Annotated in this window: 13 protein-coding genes; 11 read left to right on the top strand and 2 right to left on the bottom strand. The window is 54.7% G+C overall.

All coding sequences use genetic code 11. From position 1 onward, the window contains the following. Window positions 1-548: 548 nt before the first annotated feature. The 4 genes from CAUR_RS17190 to CAUR_RS17205 are packed head-to-tail and all read left to right on the top strand — an operon-like array spanning window position 549 to window position 6,220. Complete coding sequence (locus CAUR_RS17190; RefSeq protein ID WP_012259115.1) at window positions 549-1,757, top strand: PAS domain-containing protein; 1,209 nt, start codon at window positions 549-551, stop codon at window positions 1,755-1,757. A gap of 29 nt (window positions 1,758-1,786) precedes the next feature. Then, window positions 1,787-2,068, top strand: coding sequence for a circadian clock KaiB family protein (locus CAUR_RS17195; RefSeq protein ID WP_012259116.1), 282 nt, complete (start codon window positions 1,787-1,789; stop codon window positions 2,066-2,068). 36 nt (window positions 2,069-2,104) lie between these two features. Further along, window positions 2,105-3,640: a circadian clock protein KaiC gene (kaiC, locus tag CAUR_RS17200; protein WP_012259117.1), complete on the top strand. Its 1,536-nt coding sequence runs from the start codon at window positions 2,105-2,107 to the stop codon at window positions 3,638-3,640. A gap of 42 nt (window positions 3,641-3,682) precedes the next feature. Then, a complete protein-coding gene (locus CAUR_RS17205; RefSeq protein WP_012259118.1) occupies window positions 3,683-6,220 on the top strand; it encodes a sensor domain-containing protein in 2,538 nt (845 codons plus the stop codon). A gap of 152 nt (window positions 6,221-6,372) precedes the next feature. Here the strand turns inward: CAUR_RS17205 and CAUR_RS17210 are convergent, their stop codons facing one another. Both CAUR_RS17210 and CAUR_RS17215 read right to left on the bottom strand, forming a co-directional pair. Further along, window positions 6,373-7,191: an SDR family NAD(P)-dependent oxidoreductase gene (locus CAUR_RS17210; RefSeq protein ID WP_012259119.1), complete on the bottom strand. Its 819-nt coding sequence runs from the start codon at window positions 7,189-7,191 to the stop codon at window positions 6,373-6,375. A 40-nt stretch (window positions 7,192-7,231) separates the two neighbouring features. Further along, window positions 7,232-8,356, bottom strand: a complete 1,125-nt coding sequence (locus CAUR_RS17215; protein WP_012259120.1) for an ArsA family ATPase — start codon at window positions 8,354-8,356, stop codon at window positions 7,232-7,234. Window positions 8,357-8,523: 167 nt separating this feature from the next. Between CAUR_RS17215 and CAUR_RS17220 the strand changes: the two genes are divergently transcribed. The 7 genes from CAUR_RS17220 to CAUR_RS17250 all read left to right on the top strand — a co-directional run bounded on the left by CAUR_RS17220 (window position 8,524) and on the right by CAUR_RS17250 (window position 15,237). Continuing rightward, window positions 8,524-9,162, top strand: a complete 639-nt coding sequence (locus CAUR_RS17220; RefSeq protein WP_012259121.1) for a cyclodeaminase/cyclohydrolase family protein — start codon at window positions 8,524-8,526, stop codon at window positions 9,160-9,162. Continuing rightward, complete coding sequence (locus tag CAUR_RS17225) at window positions 9,159-10,016, top strand: bifunctional 5,10-methylenetetrahydrofolate dehydrogenase/5,10-methenyltetrahydrofolate cyclohydrolase (RefSeq protein WP_012259122.1); 858 nt, start codon at window positions 9,159-9,161, stop codon at window positions 10,014-10,016. The genes CAUR_RS17220 and CAUR_RS17225 overlap by 4 nt, the downstream gene beginning before the upstream one ends. Window positions 10,017-10,201: 185 nt before the next feature. Next, window positions 10,202-11,506, top strand: a complete 1,305-nt coding sequence (locus CAUR_RS17230) for a phosphoribosylamine--glycine ligase (protein WP_012259123.1) — start codon at window positions 10,202-10,204, stop codon at window positions 11,504-11,506. 43 nt (window positions 11,507-11,549) lie between these two features. Further along, window positions 11,550-11,978, top strand: a complete 429-nt coding sequence (locus CAUR_RS17235; protein ID WP_012259124.1) for a GNAT family N-acetyltransferase — start codon at window positions 11,550-11,552, stop codon at window positions 11,976-11,978. Between the two features lie 670 nt (window positions 11,979-12,648). After that, window positions 12,649-13,128 carry a phasin family protein gene (locus CAUR_RS17240; RefSeq protein WP_012259125.1) on the top strand — a complete coding sequence of 160 codons (480 nt, stop codon included), beginning with the start codon at window positions 12,649-12,651 and terminating at the stop codon, window positions 13,126-13,128. Between the two features lie 175 nt (window positions 13,129-13,303). Continuing rightward, window positions 13,304-13,831 carry a polyhydroxyalkanoate synthesis regulator DNA-binding domain-containing protein gene (locus tag CAUR_RS17245; protein ID WP_015909395.1) on the top strand — a complete coding sequence of 176 codons (528 nt, stop codon included), beginning with the start codon at window positions 13,304-13,306 and terminating at the stop codon, window positions 13,829-13,831. Between the two features lie 188 nt (window positions 13,832-14,019). After that, window positions 14,020-15,237: a patatin family protein gene (locus CAUR_RS17250; protein WP_012259127.1), complete on the top strand. Its 1,218-nt coding sequence runs from the start codon at window positions 14,020-14,022 to the stop codon at window positions 15,235-15,237.

Consider the following 15,237-nt stretch of genomic DNA (forward strand, 5'->3'; position numbering starts at 1 on the left):
TATGCGGACAGGTGTTCAGCGATAGTCCCCATATGAAGGATCGTGTCTTCTGATAGAAATCTCTCGCTCGATACCATCAGGAATCCCAGAACCGCATTCTCGATACCATTGTCAATTATCCATCATCCATCGCGATAAGTACGATTATTACCTGTCCATAGATGCGGTATAATTGTGCTGGTTGCACTGTTGGCCAACGCTACACCTTCCCTGTCTCGCACGTGAACGCTTTGCTTTTATGACCGACATCACGGGGTTATCTGCCTTTGCTAAGGTCTGGATGTTATGAAGAAATTGATATCCTTATTGCACTCTTTTTCACATAAGAAAGCTTGACATGTACACAAAAGCGCAGCATCATGCATATATATCTCTGTTTGATGTTTCGGTAGGATAAGAACAACGCTTCCATCTTCGCAAGAAAGAACGTATCCGAATAATCATACCGGGATAGGCGAAGGCATTGCCCTCGCTCACCTATCACATTTGCTCAAAGCGATACGATACATCGGCAACGTAGAACGCGGTTATGTCGGTGTTCTTTTCGTATGTCGGAACAATACCGGGAAAACGAGGAGACTACCATCGAATCATTGCCCCCTTTGACAGCCGATGATACAGTGCGTGCGATTGTCAGCCATGACACCGATGGAGCGATTATTGTTGATCGCAGCGGTGTTGTACGGTTTTTGAATAGTGCTGCCGAACGACTGCTCAATCGTCATGGCGCAGAATTGCACGGCAAGGTCTTTGGTTTTCCGCTCGTAGTAGGTGAGCGGGCGGAAGTGGAGGTTTTGCGTCCGAATGGCGATTTCTCGGTCGCCGAGATGCGGGTGCTGGCGATTCGGTGGGAGGGTCAAGACGCAATCTTAATTACGTTGCGCGACATCACCGCCGAGCGTCAGGCAGAAGCAGCGCTCCGCGAAGCAGAAGAGTTCAGTATTGCGATTTTGAATTCATTGACCAGCGAGATTGCGGTGATTGACGAGCACGGCAGGATTATTGCCGTGAATGAAGCCTGGCTGGATTTCGGTCGGCGCAACGGTATTACCGATCTGTCAGCGATTGGAATTGGGGTAGATTATTTTGCGGTTTGTGCCGCAGTCAGCGATGATGTGTATACTGCTGAGATTTTGCGTGGCTTGAAGGCAGTGCTCCGTGGTGAAATAACCGAATTCATGCACGAGTACCCGTGTACTGGCCCGCAGGGAACCCGCTGGTTTGCGCTGCGGGCAGTACCACTGCGTGGGACACGTCGGGGATTGGTGATTTCTCATCAGGATATTACCGATCAGCGTCGGGCAGCCCAGATCGCGGCTGAAGCAGAGATGTTGCGCGAACAGTTGCGGCAGATGGAACGAGAGCTGGTTAACGTTGAAGCTATTTCTCGTCCAGAAGAGGTACAACGTTCGCGACTGGCACCGCTTCGCCAGCGTGCTCCCGATCTCTTTGCGCATGCGCTGGAACGTTACGGCGCTATTCTGGAAGAAGCTCTACACAGTCGGGTGCATCGCACGCCAATGCCTTCACAGGCTCTCCGCGAATTAGGCGAGTGGCTGGGGGCGGTCTGGGCTACGCCGCGTGATTTAATTGATACCCATTTGCAAGCGATCCGTGAACGTAGTCAGTTTTATGCGCCCAAAAAGATTCAGGCCTACTTTGAAGAAGGACGTCTGCTGTTGTTAGAGCTAATGGGTTATCTTGCATCGTACTATCGAGCAGTAGCGGCGGGTGAATTGCGTGATCAGGATAAGTAGTAAGAGTTGACTGCTGGCGGGATGAGTCTGTGAGTAAAATTGTTTTGCAGCTCTATATTGCAGGTCACACACCTCGTGCCGAACGTGCAATTGGCACGTTGCGTCGTATGATTGAGTCGGAACTGGCCGGTTACGAGTGTGATTTGACGATCATTGATGTTCTTGCCAACCCGCAGCAGGCAGAAGATCAGAAGATTCTGGCCACTCCGACACTGATTAAGAGTTCGCCTCCACCATACCGGCGGGTGATTGGCGATCTTTCCAGTGTCACCGATCTGTTGCAAGTGTTGAACTTACCTCCAAAATCGTGAGTTTGCTATTCATTGGTACCAACAAGGAGCAATCTGGTGTGCGCTGATCAGATCGAACGCCTGCCTACCGGAATTACCGGTTTTGACCATATTGCTAACGGTGGTTTGCCGAAGGGTCGCACAACGCTGGTTTCGGGTACCGCCGGTAGCGCAAAGACCGTCTTTGCTGCCCAGTTTCTGGCGGCTGGTATCAAACGTGGTGAACCAGGGGTCTTTGTGACCTTTGAAGAGACCCCAGATGCTTTGCGCCGTAATATGCTGGGTTTTGGATGGGATATTGCCCGCTGGGAAGCAGAAGGGAAGTGGGCTTTTGTTGATGTGTCGCCTCAACCTGACGAAGAGATTGTCGAGTTGGGTTCATACGATCTCGGAGCATTACTGGCCCGCATTGAGCATGCGGTACGTAGCATCGGGGCCGTTCGGCTGTCCCTCGACTCGCTCGGCGCCATCTTCACCCGCTTAAGCGATACCAGAGTGGTACGCAACGAGCTGCTGCGGATTGTCAGTACCCTACGCCGGCTGGAAGTGACAGCAGTCTTGACCGCTGAACGAACGCAAGAATACGGAGAGATTGCGCGCTACGGGGTCGAGGAGTTTGTCTCCGACGATGTGGTCATTTTGCGCAATGTGCTCGAAGATGAGAAGCGGCGGCGCACGGTCGAAATTCTCAAGTTTCGTGGTACGTCGCACCAAAAGGGTAGCTTTCCCTTCACCGTTATCCCCGGCGAAGGGATTCATGTCATTCCGCTCTCGGCGATTGAGCTGAAGCAACGATCTTCCAATGTTCGGATTACATCGGGAAACGCTGAGCTGGATCGCATGTGTGGCGGTGGTTTCTTCCGCGATTCGATTGTGCTGGTGAGCGGTGCTACCGGAACCGGTAAAACGCTTATGGCCACAACCTTTATGGCTGCCGGGGTTCGCCAGCAGGAACGCTCGCTACTCTTCGCTTTTGAAGAGAGTCGCGATCAGCTCTTCCGTAATGCGATTGGTTGGGGGATCGATTTCGAGCAGATGGAGCGCGATGGTTTGTTGCGTGTGATCTGCAATTATCCCGAAGTAACCAGTCTGGAAGATCAGTTGATCTTTATGAAGGCCGAAATTGATCGCTTTCGTCCACAACGGGTAGCGGTAGATAGCCTCTCGGCACTAGAGCGGGTAGCCACAATTAAAGGGTTTCGCGAATTTGTGATCGGTTTGACGTCATTTATCAAGCATCAAGAAATGGCCGGTCTCTACACGGCGACTACCCCAACCCTGCTCGGCGGTTCGTCGGTGACAGAGGCACATATTTCGACCATCACCGACTCGATCATTCTGTTGCGGTATGTTGAGCTGTTTGGCGAGATGCGCCGCGGGTTAACGGTCTTGAAAATGCGCGGTTCTGGTCACGATAAGGATATTCGTGAGTTTACGATTGATAGTCGTGGAATGCACATCGGTCGTCCATTCCGCAACATTTCAGGCATTTTGTCAGGTCAATTCACCCACATTGCCCCAAGTGAAATTGATCGCCTGAGTGCGATGTTTCGCGACGAAGAAAGTAGCGAGGCGCGCGATCAATCATCTTGAAGGCTTTTCGGAGTCCTGGCCGGTAAGAGGAGACTATTCACAGTGCGGCAAGACCACTCTGAACGCAATCCACAGTCTGCCGATCTCGAGTCGTCGAATCTGGATCGACAGGCTCTCTATGCGATTCTTGCCAACAATATTAATGCCTTGCTCATTCTCGATCTCGGCGGTGTCGTACTCTTCGCCAATGAAGCAGCCCAGCGTCTGTTTGGTCGGCAGTCTGCTCAACTGACCGGCAGTCCATTTGGTTTTCCACTTCAGCCCGGCCTGACAGTGGACGCCGAGATTGTGCGCCCTGATAACTCAGTCGTGATTGTCGATCTACGGGTTGAGCCGATAGAGTGGCAGGGTACGCCGGCAATGCTGGCCGTGCTGCACGATATTACTGATCGAAAGCAGGCCGAACAGCAATTGATCGAGACGCAGCAGCTTTTGCATTCGGCGCTGGACGCCCTGCCAACCGCTATTGCTATCCTCAATCAGTACGGTCAGGTCTTAGCCGCGAATGTCCGTTGGTTGCAACTGGGGCCTCTGCTTGGTGTTGAGACGGTCGATTGTGCAGTCGGCGCATCGTTTCTGGCGGCGTGCCATTTGGGAGGTAAAACGGCAGGTGTCATCGCTCAGGCCATTGAACGTCTGTTACATGGCGATGTGACGCGATACGAAGATGAGTTTGCGGTAGGGAAAGAAGCGCGACGCTGGCTGGAAATACGGGTGGTGCGCTTTGGTTCTGGCGAGCGGGTGCGGGCCGTGGTGGTGCTTGACGACATCTCGGCCCGACGGAAGGCTGAGCAGATCGCCCTCGCTCGTCGCCGGGTGTTGGAATTGATAGCTCGCCAGTACGATTTACGAACAATTACCCGCGAATTGTTACACCTGATTGGAGAGCAAGTTCCTGATCTGATCTACGCTGCTTGTGTTGTGCGTTCGAGTAATCTGTTTGTTAGCTATAGCACATCGTTACCGGAAGAGGCGATCAAACATCTTGACGCCTGGGCTGGTGAGGTGCTGGCATCCGAGCTGCGTCCGCAGCAGCGGATGTTATCGCTGCGGGTAGACCCTTCCCGGTGGCCGGTAGTTGATTACATCCTGCAAGCATACGCGGTGAGCGAAACGTGGATGATGGCATTGCGAACCAACCGCGATGTCGATAGCTGGCTACTCGTTTGCCGACAGCAGAATAACCCACTGACAGCCGAAGAACAGCTTCTGATTGAACAGTTTGAACAGTTGAGCCTTATCGCGCTCGAACAGCACGCTACACTGCATAAACTCGCCTATCAGGCGCATCACGATGCACTCACCGGCTTACCGAACCGGCTGCTGTTCGAGGATCGCTTGCAGCAGGCGATTGAGCATGCCCGGCGGGCAAATACCATGGTTGCTGTGCTCTTCATCGATCTCGACCGTTTCAAACACGTCAATGATACCCTTGGTCACACAACCGGTGATATGCTCCTGATCCAGGTTGCTCGTCGCTTTGAAGCATGCATACGCGCAACCGATACTATTGCCCGTCATGGGGGTGATGAATTCTTACTGGTGTTGTCTGACATTACGTCGCCCCAGCAAGTGACACACGTTGTGCGTCGTCTCCACGAGGCGCTCGACCAGCCCTTCTTCGTCAACGGCCACGAGATTTTTGTGAGTGCCAGTATCGGCGCCAGTCTGTATCCGATTGACGGTACCGATGTGATTGCATTACAACGGGCTGCCGATGTTGCAATGTATCGTGCCAAGCAGCTTTTGCACAACAGTTTCCAATTTTTTGATGCGGCAATTACCGATGTCTCTATCGAACGATTACAGATCGAGAACCTTCTACGACGGGCGATTGAACGACACGAGCTGTTGCTCTACTATCAACCAAAAGTTGACCGCACGGGGCAGTTGGTCGGTTTAGAGGCGTTGTTGCGCTGGCAACATCCTGAATTGGGAATGGTTTCTCCGGCGCGGTTTATTCCAATTGCCGAAGAAACGGGTCTGATCGTGCCCATTGGCAGATGGGTGCTGCGTGAGGTGGCGCGTCAGGTGACGCAATGGTGGCGCGATGGTCTGAAGGTTGTCCCTGTTGCCGTGAATGTGTCGGTGATCCAGTTTACGCAAGCCGATTTTGCGCAGACTGTTGCCGACACGGTAGCGCAGACTGCATTACCATTTTCCTGGCTGGAACTTGAATTAACCGAAAGTATGCTGATGGGCCAGATTGATGATTTACGTCGCCAGCTCGGTGAGTTGCGCCAGCTTGGGGTGACGCTGGCGATTGATGATTTTGGTACCGGTTACTCCTCACTGTCCTACCTGCACCGTTTACCGATCAACGTGCTGAAGATTGACCGGTCATTTGTTGCGCGTCTCGACCAGGACGATGCCGGAGTTGAACGAAGCCTGATCACCACGATTATCACCCTCGGTCATCATCTTGGGGTGCAGATCGTTGCTGAAGGGGTCGAGACGGCTGGTCAACGTCAGATATTGTTTGACGCCGGTTGTGATGTGTTTCAAGGCTATCACATCAGTCGTCCATTACCTGCCGGTGTGGTACGAGGATGGCTGGAACAGAACGCAGGTACAGGGTGAGCGGAGAAACGTAGGGGCGGGTTCCAAACCCGCCCCTACGTTGCATGTACCTGTTCACATTGCCATCTAAGAGATACGGCGAACAGTTACGCCTTGAATCGCGTACCACGCATTGATAGCGAAGTCCTGCTTCTCGTCATCCCGTTACTCGTTCATCCTGTTGAACCGTTGTTACGCCGTGCAAGGGCTGCCTTGAGCAGGCGCCAGATTGTTCGATGACGTGGCATGACCTCGAAGACCTGACCGTTTTTACCCTCGCGCACAATGCGTAGGGCGAGTTCGGCTGTCTCTTCGGCTGTCGTGCCGAAGATGCGGAGGACGCGGGGCAATTGCTTGATCGCCTCACCACCGGGGCCAACCGTTTCAAAATGATTGATCATGTCTGTCGGCACCATCCCAGGGGTGAGCACGTTGAAGCGCAGGTAGGGGTGGTCTTGATAGTCGCGGGCAAAGGCTTCGGTCAGACGTACAATCGCCGCTTTTGATGTGCTGTATGCCGAGAGAAAGCGCTGGGCACGTTTTGCCCCACCACCGGAGAGATTGATGATCTGACCGTTACGTTGTTTGATCATGTACGGCAATGCTGCCCGACAACCGTAATAGGTACCGAGCAGATTGACCCTGATCACCTGTTCCCAGGCATCGGGCGGTATGTCCAGTGCATAGCCGAATGGCCCTGAGATGCCGGCGTTGTTGACCCAGAGATCGATCCGTCCCATCCTTTCCACAGCGGCACTTGCCAGGGCTTCAACCTCGTTGCGATTGGCGACATCGCAGCGAATACCGGTGACGTTCAAACCAGCAGCCTGCAACGCGCGTTCAGCTTCAGTAAGGTTGGTTGGATTGGTTGATGAGATAATAACCTGCGCACCGGCACGGGCCAGCGCTTCAGCAATTGCCCGGCCAATCCCACGGCTGCCGCCGGTGACGACGGCTTTCAGATCGCGTAAGTCGGATGGTGTACGAGCCATGATCTCCTCACTGGCACAAAACAAGCGAACTCCAAACAGGTTAACGGCGTCGGATAGTCAGGTGATCACCTTCCCGGACAGCACGAATTGACACGCCACGCAGTCCTGGCGGCAAGAGCAGGTGGCGGCGGTATGGGCCAAGTGAAACGACGAGTTCATCGCCACTGACGCTGATGCTCAGATCGTCACGGGCCACGCCGGGTAAGCGCAGGCGTAGAGATGGATCATCGGCTGGGCCAATGGTAATGGGTGGCGGTTGTGGCATCGGTGATAGCATCAGGTCTTGAGCGACATCGATGACGGGATCGATAGCGCCTGGTGTGGCGCCGAAGGGTAAGCGCAACAATGGCAGGTTCGGCCAGCGGGCCTTCACTGCTGCCAGTACGTCTTCCTGTTCGTGGATGACAGACGCTAACCGGTGTCCGGCATCCAATGCCGTCAACAAAGGCCCGATAATAAGGGCATCGAGATTCATACCGAAGAGTGGAAATGCCGGGGCAGAGATAGTGGCTGCGCGCAAGCCGGCTTGATCAGGCCGAATGACCAGCCGTGCTCGCACATGTGCCGGATCGAGGGCTGTATCACGAAGTTGCTCGAACGTAACCCGCGCATCTTGCAGGCGGCCAATCTGCTCAAAGGGTAGTAAATTGGCGGGCAAGGCAGCCCGGGCCAGCGACTCACTCGACTGACCGGGGCCGCGATCAAGCCCGAAAAGCTGACGCATAAGCCAGCGAAAGGTGTCGGGAATGGCTAACGCACGAATGAGGCCATCGGGAGGGCCGGCATCGACGCAAATCACAGCATAGTTACGGCGGGCGTGAATTGCCAGGCGATACACGGCCAGAAACAGATCGATACCGGGCAGCAACGGCAAATCTTCACCGTTCACCGGTGGGCCTGGAAGCTGAACCCGTGCTCGCAGATCATTCCAGATACCGTTCAACTCGTTCAGTGTGTTGCATGCCCAGAAATCAAGGCTGGTACGAAGCGTCATTGGCTCGGACGCTGGTGTGACACCCAACAGGGTAGCGGCAGGGTGCGTCGGTACGAGGCTGGCCAGCAGCGTCGCTTGCCCCTGCGCTGCGAAACCGACAGCCGAAGCAGTGGCAGCCAATGCACTGGCTTCACCACTGAAAAGAATAATCTGCGAGTGTGACGGCCACATTGTATTGATCCTGCCTGCTGAACGGGAAATATATCCGTTGCTTATCGGCTATTATAACGCGGGAATGCCCGATACCTGCTGCCGCTTTGGTCACAGCTATCCGCTATAATGAGTCGTGTCAAACGCTACAGTGCGTTCTCGTATCTCGTTCTGTTCAGGGAGGCGACATGGCAGAGTCATTGATGCAACAACCGCTCGGCGCCATCCTCGATGCACTGGCTTCGCGTGCCCCTACCCCCGGTGGTGGGAGTGTTGCGGCCTTAACCGGCGCTATGGCAGCCGGGTTAGTGAGTATGGTGTGCGAGCTGACTATTGGTAAGCCGCAATTTGCCACTCTTGAAGGTGAACTACGCGCTATTCATGCCCAGGCCGAGCAGTTGCGTAGTGAATTGCAGCGACTGGCAGATGAAGACATCACCGTATTCAACCGACTGGCGGCTGCCTACAAGCTCCCGCGAACGACGGAAGCTGATGCAGCAACGCGGAAGGCAGCGATTCAGCAGATTACCAGGCTGGCAGCGGAAGTGCCACTACGCACAGCACAGGCGGCAACGGCGCTGCTGCCGCTCTGTACAACGCTGGCCAATAACTGTGCACGCCTGGTGGTCAGTGATGTCGGTGTAGCGGCATTTCTGATCCGGGCCGCCGTGCAGAGTGCTGCGCTGAACGTTGAAATTAATTTGGCCGCCTTGGAAGATCAATTGTTCGTGCGCGAGACACGGGCGCAGTTGCAAGACCTGCTGATCGGACTTGGTGATGAAGTTGATGGTATCGTCACCATTGTTCGGGGAAGGATGGCGGGATGAGCGCACGCATCCTCGATGGTAAGGCACTGGCGCAAGAGCTACGGGCCGAAGCCGCAGCCCAGATTGCTGAATTGCGCACTCAGATTGATCGTCCACCTACAATCGCCGTGGTGCAGGTCGGTGATGATCCGGCGGCAACCCGCTATGTGCGGAGCATTGACCGCCTGTGTCAGTCGTTGGGAGCTGCCTGCCGGGCAATTGCACTTCCGGCAGAAACGGCGCAGGCCGACCTGGAAGCGACCGTGGCGACGCTGAGTGCAGATGATCGGATTGACGGTATCTTACTGCAATTACCGTTACCGGCGGGTTTAACCCTCGATGGTGTGCTAAGCCGGCTTGCCCCGGAAAAGGATCTCGATGGTATTCACCCGATCAACGCCGGCTTGCTGGCGCAGGGGCGGCCAACCCTCACACCCAACACCCCGGCTGGTGGCATTGAACTCATGCGGCGTTATGGTATCGACATTCGCGGGCGGCGTGCCGCAGTGGTTGGCCGCTCGGCAATTGTTGGTCGACCTATGGCCCTCCTGCTACTACAAGCCGATGCGACAGTGACAATCTGTCATTCCCGGACACCCGATCTCGGTGCAGTTTTGCGCGAGTGCGATATTATCGCTGCGGCTGCCGGTCGTCCTGGTCTGATCACTGCCGATATGGTCAAACCCGGTGCAACCGTAATCGACTTCGGTACCAATGTGTTAGCCGATGGAAGTATGGTTGGCGATGTCGATTTTGCTGCCGTGGCCGAGGTGGCCGGGGCAATTACGCCGGTACCCGGTGGTACCGGGCCGGTGACCAACATCATGTTGATGCGGAATCTGATCACGGCAACGCGCACTCGTCTCGGCATCTAACCACCTGTAGCTACTCACGAGCAAGGACGAGACATATAGGTTGGCGTGCGAGGTGACAATCTCGCACGTAACAAATCACTCTGGCCGTCAGGTGTTACCAGCCCAAAGGTTGTCTAACTCGTCTCGCTGACTCGTTGGGATATGTGCCACGGAACAGTCCTGGACGAGTGAAGGAATGCGCCGGTATGAAGATTCTGGTTCTCGGTAATGATGGACGCGCTCACGCGCTGGTTTGGAAACTCTTTGCCAGCCCGACGGCTGACGTCCTGGTGGCGCCGGGCAACGGTGGTGCGTGCCAGATTGCCCCCCAGGTTGATCTTGATCCACTCCAACCGGCGCATGTAGCGCAATGGGCATTTAACGAACAGATTGATCTCATCGTTCCTGCCGGAAGTGAACCGCTCTGGGCCGGTTTGGTTGATGAGGTCGTGAGTATGCATATTGGCGTATGTGGTGCTTCACAGCGCAGCACACGCATCGAATGGAGTCGCTGTTACGCCAAGGAATTGCTCTTGCGCTATCAGCTCCCAACACCGAACGGACGCTGTTTTGCTAGCTTACCGATGGCGGAAAAATATCTGGCTGCTCAGCAATTACCGGTGGTGCTGCGTGGCGATCACCCGGCTACCGGTGAAGGTGTCTACTTCGACCGCTACACAGCCCTTGAGGCGTTGCGGTCATTCTTTGTTACCCGCCCGGTGGAAGGGAGCAGTCACGGGGTTGTGATTGAAGAATATGTGGCAGGGCCACTGGTCAGCTTTTCGGCTATTACCGATGGCAGTCATCTGGTATCGCTGTTACCGGCTCGTATCTACGAAGGGATGGGACCACAGCCAGATAGCCCGCCCGCACCCGGTATGGGGGCAATTACTGGTAATTCAACCTATGCCCAGCGCTTGACGAGCTATCTTGAACGACACATCATGCAGCCCCTTATCGCGGCAATTGCGCGCGAACAATTGCCCTACTGGGGGATTATCGGCGTTGATTGCATTATTGGTGATCACGGCCCACGCATCGTTGGCCTGCGTTGCAGTCTTCGCGATATGGAGGCACAGGCTGTTTTGCCACGCCTGATTGATGATCTGGTGCCATACTACGAAGCCGCCATTGCCCGTAGTTTACAGCGTCTACCGCCACTGCGTTGGCGCGATGAGGCGAGTGTAGCGCTGGCCCTGGTTACGCAAGGCTACCCTCATCATTATCCGATCAATGCAGCAGTTGAGGGTATTGGCGATGTGGACGAAGGTGTACTGGTCTTTCACGACCAGACCGAGTCGCCGTTTATCTTGCGCTACGATCCGTCTCGTCGTGAGCGCCTGTTGGGTAGTCAGAGCGGTAGTCTCTACTTGACCGGTGGTCATGTGGTAACCGTAGTAGCATTGGGGGCAACGCTGGCCGGTGCACGAGGTCGTGCACTCATTAACGCCGAACGCATTCGCTTTCCCGGTCGGACGTATCGCGACGATGTAGGGGCTGGTGAGCGTTGATCGCACTAAGGGTTCCTGCTTTGATCTATGAGGATAATTGTCGATGAACATCTCGATTGCTGCTACTGATGACGAAATTGCCGCCTGCTATCCGATCATGCACCAGTTGCGACCGCATCTTACTCAATCTGAATTTGTTCCACGGATTCGTCGGTTGATGGAAATGGGCTACCGTTTGGCAGCACTTACTGACGAGGGTGAAGTTGTCGCGGTCGCCGGCTTTCGGTTCGGCGAGAATCTGGCCTGGGGCCGCTTTCTTTACGTTGACGATCTGGTGACCGATGCCAATCGGCGTTCACGTGGCTACGGATCCGCACTCCTGAACTGGTTGAAACAGCACGCTGCGGCTGCCGGCTGTGATCAGCTACACCTTGATTCCGGTACCTGGCGTAAAGATGCTCACCGGTTCTACGAGCGGGAAGGCATGCGGTTGAGCAGCTTTCATTTTGTGAGTGCGGTGCGGGCGGAGTGATTGGGAATGAGAAAGAAGAGAGGAAATAGGAGAGAGAAAAGAGGAGAGAAAGGTGGATATTGAGGGTAGGAGTTATTTTGTTAATCTACGCAAATACGTGCTGGATGTAATGACTATGCGCAGTGATTCACGTGTTGCCTGAGTGTGCGGAAGTCGTAGTTTCGCGCTCATTGTGGCCTGTGTCATATCAAGTCTTATTGCATAAAAGCTGTGCGGTCGTGCTATCCGACCATCGCACAGGTTTATGAACGCTCTCTCCTTCGCCAGAGTCGCGTACTGGATGGGTGCGCCCCGCGTCTGCCGGTACGCACGATGGATGTTTCCGCATTCTGAACGATACGCCACGGGCAACCGTATCCACTCGGTGTAATACCGTGGACAGCCGAAGTACCGTTCTTCGTCTCCCTGATCAGGTTGCCGCCGGGGTGATGGAGAAATGACCAGTGATGACTTCGTGCTTGTGAGCGCGTGGACACAGGTCATCATCACATATAATCCATCCAGGTCTGATAACAAATTGATATAACCTCGTTGATTGACTTTCATGACGCAGTGTGTTATACTCGAATCGGATAACGCAATGCGTTATGTGACTACCGAAATCGCTCAGACTATGCTATGATACAGACAGTCTGAACACCAGTTACTCGCACAAAGCAGGAGGTTACTCATGACAACCGTAGAAGAGATTGAAGTTAACGTGCGCCAGATCGACGAGACGCCACCGCAGGTCAATCCGAGCGTTCAGGTATTTGAGGTCGTTCGCAAGTTGATGCTGGCCGGGATCGGCGCTTTCGCGCTCAGCCGCGAAGAGGCCGAGGCTTTCCTCAACCGGCTGGTTGAGCGTGGTGAGCTGGCGCAGAAGGATGCGCAGAAGCTGTTTGATGAGGCGATGGAGCGCTTCCGCAAGACGGCGCTGCCGCAGACAGATCAGGTACAGACCAATCTCAACAACCTCACAGCCCAGGTCGAGACCAGCTTCGAGCAGTTCCTCAATCGGCTTAATATTCCATCGAAGCGGGATATTGATGAGCTGAGCGCCAAGATTGCGCAACTGGCCGTGCGCGTCGAAGAGCTGCGCCGTGCACAGGAGGCGCCGGCCCGTACCCGTGGCCGCAGCGAGGCTAAGGAAGAGAGCAGCGAGAAGTAATTCTTCTGATATTCACTGAACGCCGGCGCTACGGTGATGCCCGTAGTTGCCGGCGTTTTGGCGCAGCGTGTTATAATTGCCGCTGAGACTATCAGGTTCGTCTGGAGTAATGGATAGTGTAGCCGGAACGCTCTCAGTTTCACACCAGCAACGTCTGGCACAAGGCGGCAATTCTATGCATCTGATCAAGAAATACGCGAATCGCAAACTGTATCATACGAATCAGAAACGTTACATTACCCTCGATGGTATTGCCCGATTGGTGCAGGAGGGTGAAACTGTTCAGGTACTCGACAACGAGACCGGCGACGATATTACCGCTAACATTCTGGCCCAGGTCGTGTTGCATGCCCGCGGTCGTCAATCGCCGTTACCAACCAATTTGCTGACCGATCTGATTCAGGTGGGTGGTGACACGATTGCCAATTTGCGCCGTGCCCTCTTCAGTTCGCTTGGGGGCGACGATTTGATCGAAGCCGAAATTGGGCGGCGGATCGATGTGCTGGTGGATGAGGGTGAACTCTCACCGGAGGAAGCTGATCGCTGGCGCAAACTGCTATTGCGGCAGGAGTTTGCGCACGACGCCCGTAACCGGCTGGCCGACCGGATTGCTGATGTTCCCACTCGTAACGATGTCGAACGGCTGCATGCGCAAATCGATGCGCTGGCCAGTACGGTCGAACAATTATTGCGGCGGCGCTAAAGGGTTCATTTTGGTATTAAACGCAATTGTATAGCGGTTCGGCTGGTTTACGTGGTGCAATGACAGATAGGGCCAGACAGGTTACAACGAGCCTGATGTACCCTTGTGGGTCAGCAGGTTGTTTACTCTTCTAAACACTCCACGTCATTCCTGTGCGCCGGGTGCGCGTTAGTGCAGAGAGGCATGGTATGCATCGTAGCAAGGCTGCTCTGGTCCTCGCCGGCGGAGGTGTTGCTGGCGCCGCTTACGAAATTGGAGCGCTCTGTGCCATTGATCAAGTGCTCGAACATCTTTCTGTTAATGAATTTGATGTCTACGTCGGCACCAGTGCCGGAGCGTTGATCAGTGCCTGTCTGGCGAACAATATGTCACCACGCACGTTAATTAGCGTGCTTGAAAGCTCGCTGCTCGGGATTGATCAGCTTGAGCCACACCATCTCTATCAGTTGAATATCACCGATCTTCTGTATCGGGCTGCTCATCTACCCGGTGCCCTGGTACAGGCGATACAGCGTTGGGTCCGTGAGGGTGGTGAAGTTTCGTTACTCGATCTGATTGAAACTGTGGCGGTAGGCTTGCCGACCGGCCTCTACGACTCGCGATCCCTTGAGCAGTACTTGCGCGCAGCCCTTGAGCAGCCCGGTCGCTCGAATCGTTTCGCCGATCTTGATCATGAGTTAATGATTGTCGCTACCGATCTTGATACGGGTGAACGGGCGATTTTCGGTTTGCCACCTCTTGATAATGTGCCAATCTCGCTCGCAGTGTGTGCTTCGGCAGCTATCCCCATTTTTTATCGACCGGTACGAATTGGAGATCACGACTATATCGACGGCGGTCTGCGAGGTACAGCCAGTCTCGATGTGGCAATTGAGCGCGGTGCAGAATTGATCGTCTGTATCAACCCGATGGTGCCTTTCGATAATCGTCGGCATCCACCCGGTGCGGCCATTAGTGATCAGGGAATCCAGCGTATTGGCAATCAGGTGTTTCGTACTTTTATCCATGCCGGCCTGCATTACCATATCAAACAGGTGCGCCGACGCCATCCTGAAGTTGATATTATCTTGATTGAGCCGTCCCGTCAGGATCGGACGATGTTTGCCGAGAATACGATGCGCTTTCATACCCGGATGACGATTGCCCGGCATGGCTTTGAGAGTGTGGCCCGCCAGTTGTGCGAACATTATCCTTACTATCGTGCAATGCTGGCTCGTCACGGTATTACCATCAGCGATGAGCGCATCCGCCAGGATCTCCGCAATTTGCAAATGGCCGGCGATAATCCACATCTGGTACGTGCAGCCCTGGTGACAGGTGGTTCACTGCATACAGCGCCAGCCGGCCTGGCCTCGACCCTGGCTGAACTCGACCGTTTACTGTCGCGCCTTGAGGTAACCCGCTGA

The sequence above is a fragment of the Chloroflexus aurantiacus J-10-fl genome (assembly GCF_000018865.1).
Classification (GTDB): Bacteria; Chloroflexota; Chloroflexia; order Chloroflexales; family Chloroflexaceae; genus Chloroflexus; species Chloroflexus aurantiacus.